This window comes from Vibrio sp. 1457 (genome assembly GCF_033340195.1).
Taxonomy (GTDB): Bacteria; Pseudomonadota; Gammaproteobacteria; order Enterobacterales; family Vibrionaceae; genus Vibrio; species Vibrio alginolyticus.
Map to the genome: position 1 here is coordinate 129,006 of NZ_JAWOWA010000002.1, position 18,177 is coordinate 147,182.

Sequence of the window (18,177 nt, forward strand, 5' to 3'; positions counted from 1 at the left end):
GAGATAACGGATGAAACTTGTCAAACGCTCCGACAGTGTGAGCAAAGAAACGAACCAGCTTGGCGTATCTCGTCGTGCATTCATGAAAAACACTTCGCTTGCCGCTGGTGGTGCAGTGGTTGGTGCTAGTCTATTCGCACCGGGAATGATGAAAAAAGCGCAAGCAAAATCAGTCGATCCAGAAGCGAAAACAGAAGTAAAACGTACTATCTGTTCTCACTGTTCAGTGGGTTGTGGTATTTACGCAGAAGTTCAAAATGGTGTTTGGACGGGTCAAGAGCCTGCATTCGACCACCCATTTAACGCCGGTGGTCACTGTGCAAAAGGCGCAGCACTGCGTGAACATGGCCACGGTGAGCGCCGTCTTAAATACCCAATGAAGCTTGAAAACGGTAAGTGGAAAAAGCTTTCTTGGGATCAAGCGATCGAAGAAATCGGTAACAAGGTGATGGACATCCGCAAAGAGTCTGGGCCTGATTCGGTTTACTTCTTGGGAAGCGCAAAGCACAGCAACGAACAAGCGTACTTGTTCCGCAAAATGGCATCACTTTGGGGTACGAACAACGTTGACCACCAAGCGCGTATTTGTCACTCAACAACCGTGGCGGGTGTAGCGAACACTTGGGGGTACGGTGCGATGACCAACTCTTTCAATGACATGCACAACTGTAAGTCGATGCTATTCATTGGTTCAAATCCAGCTGAAGCACACCCAGTAGCGATGCAGCACATTCTGATCGCGAAAGAGAAGAACAACTGTAAGATCGTCGTAGCGGATCCTCGTCGTACACGTACGGCAGCAAAATCGGATCACTATGTATCACTTCGTCCTGGTTCTGACGTAGCATTCATTTGGGGTGTGTTGTGGCACATCTTCGAAAACCAATGGGAAGATAAAGAGTTCATCCGTCAACGTGTATTCGGTATGGATGAGATCCATGCTGAAGTGGCGAAATGGACGCCAGCAGAAGTTGAGCGCGTAACAGGCGTAAGAGAAGAAGACGTTTACCAAACAGCAAAACTGCTTTCTGAAAATCGCCCAGGCTGTATTGTTTGGTGTATGGGTGGTACTCAGCATACTACTGGTAACAACAACACACGTGCTTACTGTGTGCTTGAGCTAGCGCTTGGTAACATTGGTAAATCAGGCGGCGGCGCAAACATCTTCCGTGGTCACGATAACGTACAAGGCGCAACCGACCTTGGCGTACTTTCTGACACGCTACCGGGCTACTACGGCCTTTCTGAAGGCGCTTGGCGTCATTGGTCAAAAGTGTGGGAAATCGATTACGAATGGATCAAAGGTCGTTTCGATGACAACGCTTACAGCGGTCAGAAACCAATGCACAGTGCAGGTATTCCTGTATCTCGTTGGGTTGATGGTGTACTGGAAAACAAAGACAACATTCGTCAGCGCGAAAACATCCGTGCAATGTTCTACTGGGGACACGCAGTGAACTCTCAAACACGTGGTGTTGAGATGAAAAAAGCGATGCAGAAGTTGGACATGATGGTGATTGTGGACCCTTACCCAACGGTTGCTGCGGTAATGAACGACCGTACCGACGGCGTTTACCTGCTTCCTGCAACAACACAGTTTGAAACACACGGCAGCGTTACCGCATCTAACCGTTCCCTACAATGGCGTGATCAGGTGATTGAACCTTTGTTTGAATCAAAACCAGACCACGAAATCATGTACCTGCTTTCGAAGAAACTGGGCTATTCCGATCTTCTGTTCAAAAACATCCGTGTTGAAAACAACCAGCCGGTGATTGAAGACCTAACGCGTGAATTCAACAAAGGCATGTGGACGATTGGTTACACAGGCCAAAGCCCAGAGCGTTTGAAAGCGCACCAACAAAACTGGCATACGTTCCACAAAACCACATTGGAAGCGGAAGGTGGTCCTGTCAACGGTGAAACATATGGTCTACCTTGGCCATGCTGGGGCACACCAGAAATGAAACACCCAGGTACACACATTCTGTACGATACGTCTAAGACGGTTGCAGAAGGTGGCGGTAACTTCCGTACGCGCTTTGGTGTGGAATTTGAAGGCAAGAGCCTTCTTGCAGAAGACAGTTATTCGAAAGGCTGTGAAATCAAAGACGGTTACCCAGAGTTCACTGACAAGTTGTTGAAACAACTTGGTTGGTGGGACGACTTAACTGCTGAAGAGAAAGTGGCAGCAGAGGGTAAAAACTGGAAGACTGACCTTTCTGGCGGTATTCAGCGTGTCGCGATCAAGCACGGTTGTATTCCATTTGGTAACGCGAAAGCGCGTGCGATTGTTTGGACGTTCCCAGACCGTGTGCCACTGCATCGTGAACCACTTTACACACCACGTCGTGACCTTGTAACGGATTACCCAACTTGGGAAGACAAAGATGCAATCTTCCGTGTTCCTACGTTGTATAAATCCATTCAAGAGCAAGACAAATCGGGCGAGTACCCAATCGTTCTGACTTCTGGCCGTCTGGTTGAATACGAAGGTGGTGGTGAAGAGACGCGTTCAAACCCTTGGCTTGCCGAGCTTCAACAAGAAATGTTTGTTGAAGTGAACCCGAAAGACGCGAACGATCTTGGCTTTAGAGATGGTGATGATGTTTGGGTTGAAGGTGCAGAGAAAGGACGAATCAAGGTGAAAGCGATGGTAACACGTCGTGTGAAACCTGGTTTGGCGTTCATTCCGTTCCACTTTGGCGGTAAGTTCGAAGGTGAAGACCTACGCCCTAAATACCCAGAAGGTACACAACCTTACGTTGTTGGCGAATCGGCTAACACGGCAACCACTTACGGTTACGACCCGGTTACCTTGATGCAGGAAACCAAAGTAACCCTATGTAACATTCGTAAAGCGTAAGGAGTCTGACAATGGCACGAATGAAATTTCTATGTGACACCAAACGCTGTATCGAGTGTAACGGCTGTGTTACTGCATGTAAGAACGAAAACGACGATGCGCTTGAATGGGGCATTCAACGTCGCCGCGTGGTAACACTAAACGACGGTGAAGCTGGTGAAAACTCTATCTCTGTTGCTTGTATGCACTGTACCGATGCACCTTGTATGGCAGTTTGTCCAGCAGACTGTTTCGAACATACCGAAGACGGCATCGTTCTTCACAATAAAGATCTGTGTATCGGTTGTGGTTACTGTTTGTTTGCTTGTCCGTTTGGCGCACCTCAATTTCCTAAACAAGAAGCGTTTGGTGAACGTGGCAAAATGGATAAATGTACTTTCTGCGCGGGCGGCCCAGAAACAGAGCCTGGCTCTGAGGAAGAACGTCAAAAATACGGTGCGAACCGTATCGCAGAAGGCAAGTTACCGATGTGTGCATCGCTTTGTTCAACTAAAGCGCTGCTTGCGGGTGACGCAGAGAAAGTATCTGACATTTTCCGTCAACGTGTGGTAGAACGCGGCGCGAAAAACGCAGGTTGGACAGACGGAAACGATCTTTCTTACGATGCGACGAAAAGCTAAGTAAGGAGAGGCACATGTTAAACACGCTTAAACGTGCATCTTTAGCAATGCTGTCAATGATGACAGCATTGCTGCTGACTTTCGCAATGCCTGCTTCAGCAGAGGAACAATCTTCTAAAGTTATTCAACAGGAGATCACGCAACTCGCCGGGGCAGACTATTGGCGCGAAGTCAGAGAGGGGCAAGAAGGCTACACCACGTCTCAATCGCCAGAACATGGCGTATTGATCAGTAAACCTGGTGAGACTTGGTACATTCTAAAAGAGAAATGGATGTCTCCAGCGGGTGCTGTCGCGATTTTCGGCAGTATTGCAATGGTAATCATGGCTTACGTATTCGTTGGTCCTTTGATGCTTAGCAAGCCGCGTACTGGTAAAAAAATGAAGCGTTGGTCTCGTTTAGACCGCGCGCTTCACTGGAGTATGGCGTTTACATTCTTAACGCTGGCATTCAGTGGTTTGATGCTGGTTTACGGTAAGCACTTCTTAAAACCGTACGTTCCTACTGAGTTCTGGGGCTTTATCGTCATGTTGGCGAAGCAGTACCACAATTACATGGGACCATTGTTCTTCATTTTACTGATGCTCGTGCTCTTTAAATGGTGGCGCAAGTCGATTCCAAACATGACAGATGTTCGTTGGTTTATGAAAATGGGCGGCATGGTTGGTAAATACAAAGGCACACATCCGTCAGCTGGTTTCTCAAACGGTGGTGAGAAGGCAATCTATTGGTTGTTAATCTTCTTTGGTGCTATCGCGGCAGTGAGTGGCTTAGTTCTGGACTTTCCTATCTTTGGCCAAACTCGCCGTGACATGGAGCTTTCTAACTTAGTTCATGCGATTTCGGCGCTGATTCTAATCTGTGGCTTTATCTTCCACATCTATATTGGTCTATTCGGTATGGAAGGTGCGCTAGAAGGCATGGTGACAGGTGAAGTTGATGAAACATGGGCGAAAGAGCATCACGATCTTTGGTATGAGGAAGTGAAGTCCAAAGAAGCGATGGGTGAAACAGATACGGCACAAACGGAAGTAAAAGGAGCGAAAGCGAATGAACAAACCTCATAACGGGATTTGGGTTGCGTACATCCTGAGCTGTCTGACCCCGTTTACGTTTCTGATCTCAGGCGTTATCGCAATTATCTATGCGGGTTACCGATTAGATAAGGGAGAAGACAGCGACGTAGTGATTTCTCATTACTACGGTTTAATTCGCACCTTCTTTCTCTACTTGACGTTTTTTGTTGTGTTGATCGTCACCGTCGCGACTTCTAACGGTGTACTCGTTGGCGTGAGTGATTATTGGTTGCATAGTACTTTGCTTGAAACCATCGCTTACTTTATTCCTTGGGTAGGGATGGTGTTTGCTGCATTAGCCATCTTGGTGTGGTTTATGCGAATGTTTCAAGGGATGCAGCAACTGCGGAATAACCAACCACACAGACCATCGACAGGTCCAAACCTTTAATCAGTATTCTTTAAGCAAAACCGCCGTAATAGGCGGTTTTTTTGTTGCTGTTTTGTCTCAAATATGAAGCGTTGAGTCGCAGTGGTGATACTTGATGCAACTTATTGAGTGAATTTACGTAACTGGGCAGAAAATCATAGTTAAGTAAGAAACATGTAAAAAAATCGCGTCACGATGAGACATTAGTCTCACTCACGCTATTGTTCATTTACTCAGGGTTCATCGTCCCGTTAAAGTACGCTGCGCTCAGAAATTCAAAGAGTTGCATACGTGAAAATTGCCATCAATACATTCAGTCTACGCATACAGAGGAATCTCTATCGGAGGATGTTTGATTAAGGCATCTTGCTCTCACAAATAAAAAGAGCGAAACGAGCATTAAATGATGCGGCAAGGTAAGAAAAGGACAAACACGTTACGGCTATGATCCCTCAATTCGTCATTCCTATCACGAATCGCTTTGGCGAAAGTTATCACTTCTCTGGTCAGTTACTTACTAGCGGCGAACCTAAAACATTCGTGACCAAACAAGAGGCAATAGAGTTTCTTGAGAGCTTTGGTGAGCTTGACCTTCGCTATGTCGAGGATTTGTTCTATGCGATTGGTCAATTCAAGCCAAACATACCTGACGGTGAGCTTACTTCCCAACACTATAATTCAACGTTTGCCAATGCTTTGGTGAACGGTGACTTGCATGTCGCTCGAATTGTACCTACCGGCGAAAACTACGCACTCTCGTCGGCGGTTACGCCTCCACCGACTCAAAATACCGTCAATGCAAAACCATCGAAGGGAAAGGGGAAGTCGAATAAAAAGAGTGGCAGAAGTGCCGCATCCGCCAAGCCTCAGCAACAAAGCAGCGAAAAACATGAGAAAGCCGGTGATCCTGTATCACTTGTGACGGGTGAAGAAATTCTCGAACTCTATGATATCGAGCTACAACAAAGTACTACTTGGCAGCGTACTTACCGCTCTTCGCAGTCGGATGTAAATCATGGAATGGGCTTTGGTTGGCGACATGCATTTCAGTTTGAATTACGCGAAAAGACGAACGAGAAAGACAATGTTATCGCTTGGGAGTTTGTTGACGATAAGGCCGATATCACAGAATTTGAGCCAGTAGATATTGGAGCAACAAGTTATCAAATATACGCTGGTGCGAGCTGTTATTTCCTAAATTCAGCAACTCGGATCGTGACGCTCGCTAGTGGGCATCAATATCGATTTGAACAGAAAGATGATCGTTGGGTTGTTAAACAAGTCAGAAATGGCACGTTTTCAACGTTTCAACTGCAGTATTCTCGAAACCATCGATTGATCGAGATTGCATACAACAAGCGTCCGGTTCTTGAATGTCAATATGATAAGCAAGGACGCCTTGTAGAACTGCTAAATGCAAAGTCCCAAAAAGTTCTGACAACTTATACCTATGATGAGCACGATGATTTGGTCAGTGCAACTAATCATTTAGGCTTAAAGGAACAGTATCAATACCGCGGGCATTTAATTGTTAAACGTGTACGACCAACTGGCTTTACTCATTATTTTGAATGGGATGGCGAAGGTGCAAAAGCGAAATGCATCAGAAACGTTGGGGACGCAGGAATTTATGACTATCGCTTCCATTATCAAGGAAATCACTCTTCTTATTCTGACTCGTTAGATCATCAATGGTCTTTCTTGCATGACGAGCAGGGTAACTTACTCGAGAAAATAAGCCCCACAGGTAGAACTTGGCGATGGCAATATGATGAATTAGGGCGAAAAGCGCAAGCTATCTATCCTGATCAGTCAACGGTCAATTATCAATATAATCAGCATGGTCAATTAGTTTCTAAGTTTCATTCCTCTGGCAAAGAAATTCAATATGGTTATGACGGCTTAGGTAAGTTAGTTAAAACGGTTTCACCTGACGGGGATATCGAGAAGGCTTACTACAATAGCCTCGGTCAAAGAGTTTGGGATACCGATCAGTTCGGCTGTGTCACGGAATATGATTACGATAAACACGGTCAAGTCGTCAAAAAAGAGTCTGAAGATGGTAAGAAAAGTCAGTGGTGGTGGGATGAACAACAAAGACTTATCGCGAATGAAATAGACGGTACATTACTTCGTTATAGCTACAATGAAGAAGATTTAGTGAATGGCGTTGCTTATCCCGATGGGTGTATTGCTCAACTCGCTTATGATCAATTTGGCAGGCGTACATCAGTTCGTTATTTTAACGACGAAGACAAAGTCGGTTATAGCGAAGAATATTCTTACGATGAGCACAGCCGTGTTGCTCAGATTCGAACGCCAGCAGGCATTACCTCGTATCAATGGGGAGCACTCGCGCAACAAGAAGCAGTCATCTTTCCCGATGGCAGCCATATTTCTTACGAATACGATCAACAACGTAACCTGACTAAATTAGTTCGGAGTGACGGCTTAGAGTTCGAATTCCTGTATGACGATGAAGGCCAGCTGTCAGGAACTGTCGGGTTTGATAATCTACAAAGCCAATTTGATTATGATCATATGGGGCGAATCCATCGTAAGCAAGTCGCCGATAGGACGGTGCTGTATCGCTATGACGCTGCGGGTTATCTCAAGCACGTCAAAGCAGGAAATGGTAGCAGTATTGTAGAGAACCACTTCAATTATACGCTTGGTGGGCGACTTACTTTCGCATCCAATCGCCATCACACATTGCAATACCAATACTCTTCATTCGGGCATTTAACAAAGCGCATTCAAGGCCAGTTTGAGATAACGCAGGAGTTTAACAGAGTTGGCCAACGCGTATCTCAGGTACTGCCAGATAATACGGAGCTGAACTTCTCTTATGATCGATATGGGCGTTTTTCAGCGATTCGGTTTGGAAACCTAGATTTACCTCAAATCAAATTTCATTACGATGAAATGGGACGAGTTTCCCAAATTGAAACGGCATATTTTAATGAGCGCATCATTTATGATGGTGTTGGTCGTTTGGTTGAACAGCATTGGCCAGATAGAGAGAAAAAGTACGTTTACAATGCGCAAAACCGTATTTCATCAATCATTGATAATACGGCAGGAGCAACACACTATCAGTACGATGCCTTAGGGCAACTTAAACGAGTCAATGCTTCCGGAGATGTGACTAAATTTGAATACGATAGTTTTGGCAATCCTACTTTGCCAACTTCAGAGGTATTCGCTGATCGTATTGAAGTACACGATGGTGTCAGGTTCAAATATGACGCGCAAGGAAATCAGACAAAACGTGAGGGGCAAGGACACGTTCAGACTCGCGTATTTGATGCGTTAAATCAGCTCATTGAAGTTCACACCGACGATGGCATCAGTCAATATGAATATGATGCATTAGGGCGCAGAACGAAGAAAATTACACAACAAGGCGTTACGGAGTTCCTGTGGGAAGGTGAACGTTTAATTGGTGAACGCTCTTCAGGTGCTTTCCGTTGGTACCTATATCAACCAGAAACCTACACGCCAGTGGCACTGCTAGAAAATGACGTTATTTATTGGTACCAGTGCGATCAAGTTGGTAAACCAGAGCGACTGATCGATTGCGAGGGGAATGTTGTATGGAGTGCCAGCTACGATGCTAACGGCTTTGCTCATGTACATATTGAAAATGTAGCAAATCCACTGCGTTTTCAAGGGCAGTACTTCGATCAAGAAACCAACTTACATTACAACCTCGCTCGGTATTACGATCCTAAACTAGGACGTTTTATCCAACAAGATCCGATATCTATTGCTGGTGGTATTAATCATTACCAATATGCAGTCAACCCTATCCAGTGGATTGATCCAACAGGTTTCCTTTGTGAAGAAGGGCTAAAACGCTTGGGTCAAATGTTGGCAGAGTATCAGGCGCAAAGCGATGTCCCCCAAGAGGTTTGCGATCAGATTTTAGAGGCAGCAAAAGAATCATCCGTCGGAGAAGATGGCGTTCGCTCGCAAGTCAAAATCCGAAAACCCAAAGGTAAAAATCTTATTCGATATGAATACGATTTAGACCATATTGATTGCGAGAAGAACGAGATTACTTTTTATCGTCATATTAATCACTCAGATGGCAGCAGACACGAAGTGCAGTATGTTGTTGGGATTGAGGAGTTTGTTCTTTTACACCCGCGCAAAGAATCTAGAGTGACTTATGTTTTTGGCCAATACGAATCAGCTAAATTTGGTGAGTCTACAACTATAAATTATAGAAAAACGTTCTTTGAAGCCAACCCTTTAACGGAAGGAAAAGTGGTTGTTCATCATGCAGTCGAGCAACAAGTTCGTGAGCGATACCCAGGGATAATAAAGGAATCCGAAATGCACTCTCTTGAAAATTTGCGTGGGATACCAAAAGAAGTAAACTCTAAACTTCATTTGAGTAAGATCAGGAAAGAGTGGGACAAGTTTTATCGGCAGAACCCTAACCCGAATAAGCAACAGTTACTTGATAAGGCGACAGAAATTGATGATATGTTTGGTGCACAATTCAACCCACCTATTAGATAATTAGTCCGGAGGAGCACATGTATTTTTATATTGAACCTGAGGTTAGTGGTGGATTGGGAAGGCATTCTTTACTTGATACATCAACTCATCCACCTAAAGTGTTTAAGTTACACTATCAATTTGATGGTTGGTTGGGAGATGATTTACTGGCGACGTTTCCGTGCTACATTGTTACCGAGTCATTAGCAAAAGAAATTGGATCAGCAAATTTAACAGGTTACAAACTGAGTGATGTGGAGATATCAACATCTGAGCAATTTGGCGAACTATATCCAGGAATACAATTGCCTAAATTCTATTGGTTGAAGGTAGTAGGTAGTGTGGAAAAGGATGATTTTTGGATAGCTGAAGACTATAGACTTGTAGTTTCAGAAAAAGCTTTAAAGACACTCAAAAAAGGTAGGATCGACGAGGCAGATATAGAAGAGTTTTAAAGCGATGTTGTATGGGAGCTGCAGAATTGCAAGTACTAGTCCTAAATATAACGTACTATATCCTATAGAGAGATTTTAAACCTTGCTGCTTAGTTAGCTTCCGCTATATCTCGTCGAGGGGCGTTGGCTAGAAGAAGTAAAAGCAGGGAAGATCACTCGATAAACTCCTTTAGTTAGCCATTCAGTATATAAGCCACCTCTCATGAGGTGGCTTTTACGTTTATCGTAGAAAGTTTGCTGTTTGTTGAGTTATATGGTGCGCTTTATGTTGGTGCACTAAAACCATATTGGTGCACTTATTAGCGTGTTAAGCGCCATTTTAAGAATACGTAATTTTATTAAAGTTCATGCAAAACAATAAATTAAATCGTAAGTGTTAGAAATGTAAATTATGGAATGAGAATTGCTCTGTTAGACGCTCTATAAATCAAGTTCACCAAATTGGTGATGAGCCTAACTTTGATGCACAGGATAAGTGCGCTACAGATCAACGGAGACAATCATAATGAGTGTAACTGCCAATCAGGTACACGGCGCTGTACAAACTCTCACGCAAAGTTCCGACACACTTTTCTTACTACTTGGCGCAATCATGGTTTTTTTGATGCATGCTGGTTTTGCTTTTCTTGAAGTAGGAACCGTGCGCCAAAAGAACCAAGTTAATGCTTTAGTTAAAATCTTGGCCGATTTCGGTATTTCCGCCGTTGCGTATTTTTTCATTGGATACTGGGTCGCTTATGGCGGCACCTTCTTTGCTGATGCAGAGACGTTATCTCAAGGCAATGGTTACGAGTTGGTGAAGTTCTTTTTCTTGCTGACCTTCGCTGCAGCGATTCCTGCTATTGTTTCTGGTGGTATCGCAGAGCGAGCTCGTTTTTATCCGATTCTAATCGCAACATTTTTCACTGTCGGCATCGTATACCCGTTATTTGAGGGAATGATCTGGAACGGAAACTTTGGTGTTCAAGCTTGGTTTGAAAATAGCTTTGGTTATGGCTTCCACGATTTTGCAGGTTCAGTCGTTGTGCATGGTGTTGGCGGCTGGATAGCGCTTGTTGCTGTCGTGTTTTTGGGCATGAGAAAAGGCAGAGTTCGAGCAGGAAAGCACACCAACTTTGCACCTTCGAATATTCCGTTTTTGGCTTTGGGAGCTTGGGTCTTATGTGTGGGGTGGTTTGGCTTCAACGTCATGTCAGCTCAAACTGTGTCAGGCATAAGTGGCTTGGTGGCTATGAACTCATTGATGGCAATGGTCGGGGGCATTGTCGCGTCACTGTTGGCTGGTAAGAATGACCCTGGCTTTATTCATAACGGCCCACTAGCTGGCTTGGTTGCTGTATGTGCGGGCTCAGACTTAATGCATCCTATCGGTGCTTTAGTGACAGGTGCGATTGCTGGCGTGCTATTTGTTTATCTTTTTACCCACCTACAAAACAAAACCAAGATTGATGATGTGCTAGGTGTCTGGCCTTTACACGGTGTATGTGGCGCTTGGGGTGGTATTGCCGCTGGGATTTTTGGTCAAAGCGCATTGGGTGGGCTAGGTGGCGTGAGTATTATCGTTCAGCTTCTAGGAACGCTTTTGGGCCTTTCCATCGCAGTGCTTGGTGCACTTGTAGTCTACGGTGCGATTAATACCAGTATGGGACTGAGGCTTTCAGAAGAAGACGAATTCAATGGCGCTGACCTAGCCATTCATAAAATATCTTCGACCAACGAGGATTGAGGCCAATATGGGAGCGGCATAAAGCCGCTCTTTTAGCAATTGTCTTTCTTGGCTTGGCCCGGAGGACAGAAATTACCATTACCTCGATGGTCATCATCATTGGTGCTGACTCTTACCTTTACATCATCGACTTCGCCTTCAACATTGGTAAGTTGACAGCCTGCCAAAGTCAGAAGCAATGTAAACGTTAGAGATACTTGTCTCATTGCTGTTCCTCTTAAATTGTAATTCTAATAGTGACCATTACGACTATGGTCTAATCCATATTACTACTGTTGCTATTCTTTCAGTGTTAAGCTAATGAAAAAACAGCAAGGATGAGTTATGAATTTCCCTTATAGAAATATTGTAGTACTTACTGGTGCAGGTATCTCGGCCGAATCTGGTATTCAAACATTTCGTGCGCAAGATGGCCTATGGGAGAATCACCGTATCGAAGATGTAGCAACGCCTGAAGGGTTTGCTCGCGATCCGGACCTTGTTCAAGACTTTTACAACCAACGCCGCAAGAAACTTCAAGATAATGCGATAAAGCCTAATGCAGCGCATGAAGCATTAGGTCGTTTAGAGGCTGAGTTAGAAGGTAAAGTGACGGTCATCACTCAAAATATAGACAACCTTCACGAAAGAGGCGGCAGTCAGAATGTGATTCACATGCATGGTGAGTTGCTCAAGGCGCGCTGTAGTGAATCTAACCAAGTAGTAGAGCACAATGAGGACATTAAGACAGGCGAACTTTGTCACTGTTGTCAGATCCCTTCACAAATGCGACCACATATTGTTTGGTTTGGTGAAATGCCACTGCGAATGGGGGATATCTACGCGTCATTAGAAGAAGCAGATTTGTTTATTTCTATTGGGACTTCTGGCGTTGTGTATCCCGCAGCAGGTTTTGTTCATGATGCAAAAATGCACGGCGCACATACCATTGAAATTAACCTAGAACCTAGTGCGGTAGAAAGTGAATTTGAGGAAAAACGCTACGGAAAAGCAAGCGTTGAGGTTCCAAAATTAGTTGACGAGATACTGGCTCTAGAAGGAAAAGAAAGAGCGTAATAACTTCAACAGGAAGAGTTTTTGTCTTGTCATTAAGAACAAAAAAGCGGCTCATGAGCCGCTTTTTCATATCTTTAAAACTAACGAATTAGTTGTTCACTTTTAGCTTTTGGAAGTACTCATCGTACATTACGCTCGCTTCGCCAACTTCATCTTGCCAAGTACCGCTGTCCATCACTTCTTGTGGTGGGAAGATGCTTGGATCATTAGCAAATTCTTTCGGTAGCAGATCGTGTGCCGTTTTAACTGGCGTAGGATAACCAATCTCTAGTGCAATCTTAGCTGCGTTCTCAGGACGTAGTAGGAAATCGATCATCTTATGAGCTGCGTCAACGTTCTTCGCACCAGCTGGAATTGCTAGGCTGTCCATCCAGAAGATAGTGCCTTTTTCTGGCCAGATGATGTCGATGTTCGCACCTTCTTGACGAGCCATGTATGCAGAACCGTTCCAAAGCATGCCTAGTGAAACTTCACCCGCAAGGTAAGGGTTTGCAGGAAAGTCTGAGTTAAATACTAATACGTTTGGCATTAGCTTTTTCAGTTCTTCGTAAGCGGCTTTGATTTCTTCTGGGTTAGTCGTGTTTGGTGAGTAACCAAGCTTAGTCAATGCAATGTGGAATACTTCGCGAGAATCATCCATCAGCATTAGTTGACCTTCCCACTTACTATCCCAAAAATCATCCCACTTAGTAACCGATGATTTGTCTAGCATGTCAGCATTGATACCAATACCGGTCGCACCCCAAATGTATGGGATAGAGTAGTTGTTGTTCGGATCGAACGGTTTGTTTAGGAAGTTAGTATCAAGATCGGCAAAATGAGATAATTTCTCTTTGTCGATCTGTTGTAGCATGCCTTCTTTACGCATTTTAGAGACGAAATAGGTAGACGGTACTACCAAGTCGTAACCAGAACCTTGAGTTTTTAGTTTTGCGTACATACTCTCGTTAGATTCGTATGTAGAGTAAATAACTTTGATTCCGGTTTCTTTTGTAAAGTCTTCAAGAACTTCGTTTGGAATGTATTCCGACCAGTTGTAGAAATACAGTTCTTGATCAGCAGCCATTGCAGGGGTAGCGATGAGCGTCGCTGCACATAGAGCGCTTGCGTAGAATTTACTTTTCATTTGTTTTCCGTTTTGTTTCGCGATTGGACAAGTCAATACTAGCTGGAGTTATCGAGTTGAGCCAAATCGCAGTAAGCACAAATATGTTCATTTAGCTTGAATATCGTTGTCTCCTTGTTATGAGACGATAAATCTATGATACCAAGACAAATAAACCTAGCAACGCGCGATTATATCAGCCTAAGACAAAAATAGGCAGCGTATTGCTGCCTATTTTCCTATGGTTGATGACTTGTTACACAAGCTAGATTATTGTCCCGCTTTCAGCTTGAGGAAATAATCTTCGTACTTAACGGTTAGATCACCAACCGCATCTTGCCATTCAACACGGTCAAGGTCTTCTTGAGAAGGGAACAGTGGGGCAACGTCTTTAAACTTAGCATTCGATTCTTCCACCGCCGTTAGGTAGCCAGTATCACGAGAGATTTGCTCTGCGATTTCTGGGCGCAGTAGGAAGTCGATCATCTTGTGAGCGGCTTCTACGTTCTTCGCACCAGAGGAGATAGCGAAGTTATCAACCCAGCCGATACCGCCTTCTTTAGGAAAAACGAGTTTAAGGTTTAGGCCTTCACTTTGTGCCGCTGCGGCGCTACCGTTCCAAAGCATACCAACACCAACTTCGCCAGACATGTATGGTGCTCCTGGGTTGTCAGAGTTGAATACTAGAACGTTAGGCATTAGCTTTTGTAGCTCTGCGTACGCTTCGTCGATTTGTTTTGGATCCGTAGAGTTACCTGAGTAACCCAGCTTGCGTAGTGCAATGTGGAACACTTCACGAGTGTCGTCCATCAGCATTACTTGACCTTCAAGCTCTGGCTTCCATAGGTCAGCCCAGCTTTGGAAGTCGTTTGGATCGTACATGTCCGCGTTAACCGCTAGACCTGTAATCGCAACAACGTGTGGAATAGAGTAGTCGTTATTTGGATCGTAAGGCTTGTCTAGGTAGTTTTTATCTAGGTTGCCGAAGTTTTTCAGCTTAGTCTTATCGATCTTTTGTAGCATGCCTTCGTCACGCATCTTCGCTACGAAGTACGTTGAAGGTACTACTAGGTCATAACCTTGGTTATGAGTTTTTAGCTTTGCATACAAAGTTTCGTTCGACTCGTAAGTCGAGTAGATTACTTTGATGCCAGTTTCTTTAGTAAATTGCTCTAGGATATTACTGTTAATGTAAGGACCCCAGTTCATAAATACTAATTCTTTATCATCCGCTGCCGCTGTACCAGAGAACAGAGAAAGCGCACATGCACTACCAGCTAATAGAGTAGCCCATTTTTTCATTGACGTTAGCTCCAAACCAAACGTTGTCCAATTTTGGACGATAGATAGAAAAACAGAATGGCATGTAACCATTCTGTTTCGTGATGTTAACGGGTGCGGATTCTACTTCACTTTTTCTCTTGCTAGCAACTGAGAAATTACTACCAAGACCAAAGAAACAATCAACATCACCGTTGCTAGGGCGTTCACTTCCGGTGAAATGCCCACCTTAACCATGGAGTAAATCTTCAATGGCAAGATTTCGTATGTTGGACCCGTTACAAACGAACTGATGATCACATCGTCCAAAGACAGGGTAAAGCTCAATAACCAACCTGCGGCAACCGCTGGTTTAGCGAGAGGAAGGATGATCTGTTTCAAGATAACCCACTCGCTTGCACCAAGGTCTTTTGCTGCTTCCAACATTTTCACATCAAAGCCATTTAAGCGGCTGTATACAGTTACCACAACGAATGGTAGACAAAAGGTGATGTGAGCAATCAATAGTGTAAAGAAGCCAAGCTGTGCGCCCAATACCAGGAACAGAGCAAGTAATGAAATCGCCATTACAATATCTGGAGACATCATCACGACAAACAGCATGCCGTTTACCGCACCCTTACCTTTGAACGAGTAACGGAATAGGGCAACGGCCGTTAAGCTACCAATGATGGTTGCTGCTGTCGCTGAGAATACCGCTACGTTCAATGAATGCCATGCAGCTTGCATTAGGCTATCGTTGTTTACTAAGGTTTCGTACCATTTCGTGGTGAAACCACCCCATTTCATACCAAATTTGTTGGCATTAAATGAGTTAACAATTAAGACGATGATTGGCAGATACAAAAATGCATACACCAGCGCCATAAAGCTAAATCTAACTGTGCGTCCCATTAGTCTAGCTCCACTTTCTTATTCAATAGTTTGCCTGCTCTGTAGTAAGCGTAAAGCATCACAGCCATTGCGAAGGTGAGGGCGATACTGGTCGCAGCACCAAATGGCCAGTCACGAGCGTTCAATACTTGGCTCTTAATAACGTTACCAATCAGTAGGTTCTTCGCACCACCAAGAAGGTCAGAGATGTAGAACATACCTAGTGCTGGTAGCAGAACCAACAAACAACCACCGATAATGCCAGGCATTGTAAGAGGTAGAATCACTTTCGTAATGGTTTGGAACTTGTTCGCACCAAGATCTTTCGCCGCCTCGATATAAGTGTTGTCCAACTTCTCGATTGCCGAGTAAAGCGGCAGAATCATAAATGGAAGCAGGATGTACACAAGACCAATCATTACTGCTGTTTCGGTGTACATAATACGTAATGGCTTATCGATGATTTCCATCGCCATTAATGATTTGTTCAAAATACCTTGTGTACCCAGAACAATCTTCAGGCCGTAAGTACGGATAAGAGAGTTTGTCCAAAAAGGTACGATAACTAAGAACAACATGAATGGGCGCCATTTCTCTGGCATTTTCGCTATGATGTAAGCAAATGGGTAACCAATTACTAAACACAACAACGTCGCCACAATCGCCATGTAGAACGAGTGCATCAGCACTTTCGCATACAAGGGATCGAGTAGACGTAAGTAGTTGTCGAAAGTAAATGTCATTTCGATTAAGTTTGCTTCATCACGCGTTAAGAAACTCGTACCGATAATCATCACATTTGGTACCAACACGAAAAGTGTTAACCAACCGACGATTAAGGTAATGATCGCGTTTTGAAGATTAATCTTCTTGCTTATCATTGAGGACTACCTCCCAGCTCTCAACCCAAGTGATAGCGACTTTCTGGCCAAGTGAGTGGTCCACATCAGGATCATCTTCGTTAAAGAATTCGCTAACCATTACACGCATGCCTGAATCCAATTGGATAACTGAATCAAGCGTCATACCTTTATAGGTACGCTCTGTTACGTGACCTACGATGCCTTTTTCTTCAGACTCTTTGATCTCTTCGATACGTAAGTCTTCTGGGCGAAGTAGTACTTGCAGTTTTTCACCTGCTTGCGCTTCCTGATCGTAGTAAACAACAGACTCGACACCTTCGATTTCTGCACGGATACGTTTCTCGTCGATACGCTCTAGCATTGTTGCGTTGAATACGTTGATCTCACCGATAAAGCGAGCAACAAATAGGTTCTTCGGCTCTTCGTAAATCTCACGTGGAGAGCCATCTTGTTCGATAACACCGTCGCGCATAACAATAATGCGGTCAGACATCGATAGGGCTTCTTCCTGATCGTGCGTAACGAAGATAAAGGTAATACCAAGTTGACGCTGAAGCTGTTTAAGCTCGATTTGCATTTGCTTACGCAGTTTGTAATCAAGTGCAGATAGAGATTCATCTAGCAGCAGTACTTTTGGTTTGTTAACAACCGCACGCGCAATGGCGATACGTTGTTGCTGACCACCAGAAAGCTGATGAGGCTTACGCTGTGCCATTTTTTCTAGGCGCACCATGCGTAGCGCTTCCATTACTCGTGGTTCAATGTCCGCAGTAGGCGTTTTCTGCATACGAAGACCAAAAGCGACATTCTCATATACGGTCATGTGTGGAAACAATGCGTAACTTTGAAATACCGTGTTGACGTGCCTTTGCTCTGCAGGAACCTGTGTTACATCCTGGTCATCCAAAATAATTTGACCGTTATCTGCCGTTTCAAAACCTGCAATCATGCGTAAAACTGTTGTCTTACCACAACCAGAAGGCCCGAGAATCGTCAGAAATTCACCATGATTAACATCCAGATTTAAATTACCGATGATTTCCTTACCATCGAAACTTTTACTAATACCAGATAAACGAATAACTGGCTTTCCTGCTTGCGGTTTTGCGTTCAACGTCTGTATTTCCCCCACGTTCAAGCCGGGATTATCCCAGCTGATGTGACACTAACCATTCACTTTTGAGGCGCGCATCATAATCACCAAAAGTGTGAAATTAAAGCATTTTCTTATCTTGAAACAGAAATAATTTTGCAGGAAAAAGCCATCATTCCTTACCATACTGTTTTTATGAGATTAATTGGCATCTAGACACAGTTTGATAGCTCTAAACTTTGTTCAACAATTGTTTCAATTTCATGACCTTGAAAGTGGTTAAT

At 44.2% G+C, this 18,177-nt stretch carries 14 protein-coding genes; 8 read left to right on the forward strand and 6 right to left on the reverse strand.

Going from position 1 to position 18,177, the window contains the following annotated elements:
- Positions 1-10: 10 nt before the first annotated feature.
- The 7 genes from R7Z41_RS02485 (at position 11) to R7Z41_RS02515 (ending at position 11,622) form a co-directional block, all read left to right on the forward strand.
- On the forward strand, positions 11-2,866 hold the full coding sequence (locus R7Z41_RS02485; protein WP_262679210.1) for a formate dehydrogenase subunit alpha: 2,856 nt from the start codon (positions 11-13) through the stop codon (positions 2,864-2,866).
- 11 nt (positions 2,867-2,877) lie between these two features.
- Positions 2,878-3,486: a formate dehydrogenase FDH3 subunit beta gene (gene fdh3B, locus R7Z41_RS02490; protein ID WP_005377536.1), complete on the forward strand. Its 609-nt coding sequence runs from the start codon at positions 2,878-2,880 to the stop codon at positions 3,484-3,486.
- A gap of 14 nt (positions 3,487-3,500) precedes the next feature.
- A complete protein-coding gene (locus tag R7Z41_RS02495; protein ID WP_064353916.1) occupies positions 3,501-4,553 on the forward strand; it encodes a formate dehydrogenase subunit gamma in 1,053 nt (350 codons plus the stop codon).
- Complete coding sequence (locus R7Z41_RS02500) at positions 4,537-4,953, forward strand: membrane protein (RefSeq protein WP_012841836.1); 417 nt, start codon at positions 4,537-4,539, stop codon at positions 4,951-4,953. The genes R7Z41_RS02495 and R7Z41_RS02500 overlap by 17 nt, the downstream gene beginning before the upstream one ends.
- Positions 4,954-5,376: 423 nt before the next feature.
- Positions 5,377-9,462: an RHS repeat-associated core domain-containing protein gene (locus R7Z41_RS02505; protein ID WP_225477725.1), complete on the forward strand. Its 4,086-nt coding sequence runs from the start codon at positions 5,377-5,379 to the stop codon at positions 9,460-9,462.
- Positions 9,463-9,479: 17 nt separating this feature from the next.
- Positions 9,480-9,896 (forward strand): hypothetical protein, encoded by a 417-nt coding sequence (locus R7Z41_RS02510; protein ID WP_021486723.1) that lies wholly within the window; start codon positions 9,480-9,482, stop codon positions 9,894-9,896.
- Between the two features lie 505 nt (positions 9,897-10,401).
- The gene (locus tag R7Z41_RS02515) at positions 10,402-11,622 is read left to right on the forward strand and encodes an ammonium transporter (RefSeq protein ID WP_064368422.1); all 1,221 of its coding nucleotides are present in this window, start codon (positions 10,402-10,404) and stop codon (positions 11,620-11,622) included.
- A gap of 32 nt (positions 11,623-11,654) precedes the next feature.
- On the opposite strand, the gene R7Z41_RS02520 is transcribed toward R7Z41_RS02515, so the two are convergent.
- Positions 11,655-11,828, reverse strand: a complete 174-nt coding sequence (locus tag R7Z41_RS02520; protein ID WP_005377524.1) for a hypothetical protein — start codon at positions 11,826-11,828, stop codon at positions 11,655-11,657.
- A 118-nt stretch (positions 11,829-11,946) separates the two neighbouring features.
- Here R7Z41_RS02520 and cobB point away from each other — a divergent pair, with 118 nt between their 5' ends.
- Positions 11,947-12,678: a Sir2 family NAD+-dependent deacetylase gene (gene cobB, locus R7Z41_RS02525; protein ID WP_005377522.1), complete on the forward strand. Its 732-nt coding sequence runs from the start codon at positions 11,947-11,949 to the stop codon at positions 12,676-12,678.
- An 88-nt stretch (positions 12,679-12,766) separates the two neighbouring features.
- Here cobB and R7Z41_RS02530 read toward each other — a convergent pair whose 3' ends face one another.
- The 5 genes from R7Z41_RS02530 to potA form a co-directional block, all read right to left on the reverse strand.
- On the reverse strand, positions 12,767-13,804 hold the full coding sequence (locus R7Z41_RS02530; RefSeq protein ID WP_025766646.1) for an extracellular solute-binding protein: 1,038 nt from the start codon (positions 13,802-13,804) through the stop codon (positions 12,767-12,769).
- Positions 13,805-14,053: 249 nt separating this feature from the next.
- On the reverse strand, positions 14,054-15,085 hold the full coding sequence (locus tag R7Z41_RS02535; RefSeq protein ID WP_054579293.1) for an extracellular solute-binding protein: 1,032 nt from the start codon (positions 15,083-15,085) through the stop codon (positions 14,054-14,056).
- A 102-nt stretch (positions 15,086-15,187) separates the two neighbouring features.
- Positions 15,188-15,958, reverse strand: a complete 771-nt coding sequence (gene potC, locus R7Z41_RS02540; protein WP_005389180.1) for a spermidine/putrescine ABC transporter permease PotC — start codon at positions 15,956-15,958, stop codon at positions 15,188-15,190.
- Positions 15,958-16,818: a spermidine/putrescine ABC transporter permease PotB gene (gene potB, locus R7Z41_RS02545; RefSeq protein ID WP_005377512.1), complete on the reverse strand. Its 861-nt coding sequence runs from the start codon at positions 16,816-16,818 to the stop codon at positions 15,958-15,960. The genes potC and potB overlap by 1 nt, the downstream gene beginning before the upstream one ends.
- Positions 16,799-17,914, reverse strand: coding sequence for a spermidine/putrescine ABC transporter ATP-binding protein PotA (potA, locus tag R7Z41_RS02550; protein ID WP_017634901.1), 1,116 nt, complete (start codon positions 17,912-17,914; stop codon positions 16,799-16,801). Before potA ends, potB begins: the two co-directional genes overlap by 20 nt.
- Between the last annotated feature and the right edge of the window lie 263 nt (positions 17,915-18,177).

What these genes read in the sequence shown, in the direction of transcription:
- R7Z41_RS02485 (WP_262679210.1), top strand. Translation starts at nt 11, where the DNA reads ATGAAACTTGTCAAACGCTCCGACAGTGTGAGCAAAGAAACGAACCAG.
- fdh3B (WP_005377536.1), top strand. Translation starts at nt 2,878, where the DNA reads ATGGCACGAATGAAATTTCTATGTGACACCAAACGCTGTATCGAGTGT.
- R7Z41_RS02495 (WP_064353916.1), top strand. Translation starts at nt 3,501, where the DNA reads ATGTTAAACACGCTTAAACGTGCATCTTTAGCAATGCTGTCAATGATG.
- R7Z41_RS02500 (WP_012841836.1), top strand. Translation starts at nt 4,537, where the DNA reads ATGAACAAACCTCATAACGGGATTTGGGTTGCGTACATCCTGAGCTGT.
- R7Z41_RS02505 (WP_225477725.1), top strand. Translation starts at nt 5,377, where the DNA reads ATGATCCCTCAATTCGTCATTCCTATCACGAATCGCTTTGGCGAAAGT.
- R7Z41_RS02510 (WP_021486723.1), top strand. Translation starts at nt 9,480, where the DNA reads ATGTATTTTTATATTGAACCTGAGGTTAGTGGTGGATTGGGAAGGCAT.
- R7Z41_RS02515 (WP_064368422.1), top strand. Translation starts at nt 10,402, where the DNA reads ATGAGTGTAACTGCCAATCAGGTACACGGCGCTGTACAAACTCTCACG.
- R7Z41_RS02520 (WP_005377524.1), bottom strand. Translation starts at nt 11,828, where the DNA reads ATGAGACAAGTATCTCTAACGTTTACATTGCTTCTGACTTTGGCAGGC.
- cobB (WP_005377522.1), top strand. Translation starts at nt 11,947, where the DNA reads ATGAATTTCCCTTATAGAAATATTGTAGTACTTACTGGTGCAGGTATC.
- R7Z41_RS02530 (WP_025766646.1), bottom strand. Translation starts at nt 13,804, where the DNA reads ATGAAAAGTAAATTCTACGCAAGCGCTCTATGTGCAGCGACGCTCATC.
- R7Z41_RS02535 (WP_054579293.1), bottom strand. Translation starts at nt 15,085, where the DNA reads ATGAAAAAATGGGCTACTCTATTAGCTGGTAGTGCATGTGCGCTTTCT.
- potC (WP_005389180.1), bottom strand. Translation starts at nt 15,958, where the DNA reads ATGGGACGCACAGTTAGATTTAGCTTTATGGCGCTGGTGTATGCATTT.
- potB (WP_005377512.1), bottom strand. Translation starts at nt 16,818, where the DNA reads ATGATAAGCAAGAAGATTAATCTTCAAAACGCGATCATTACCTTAATC.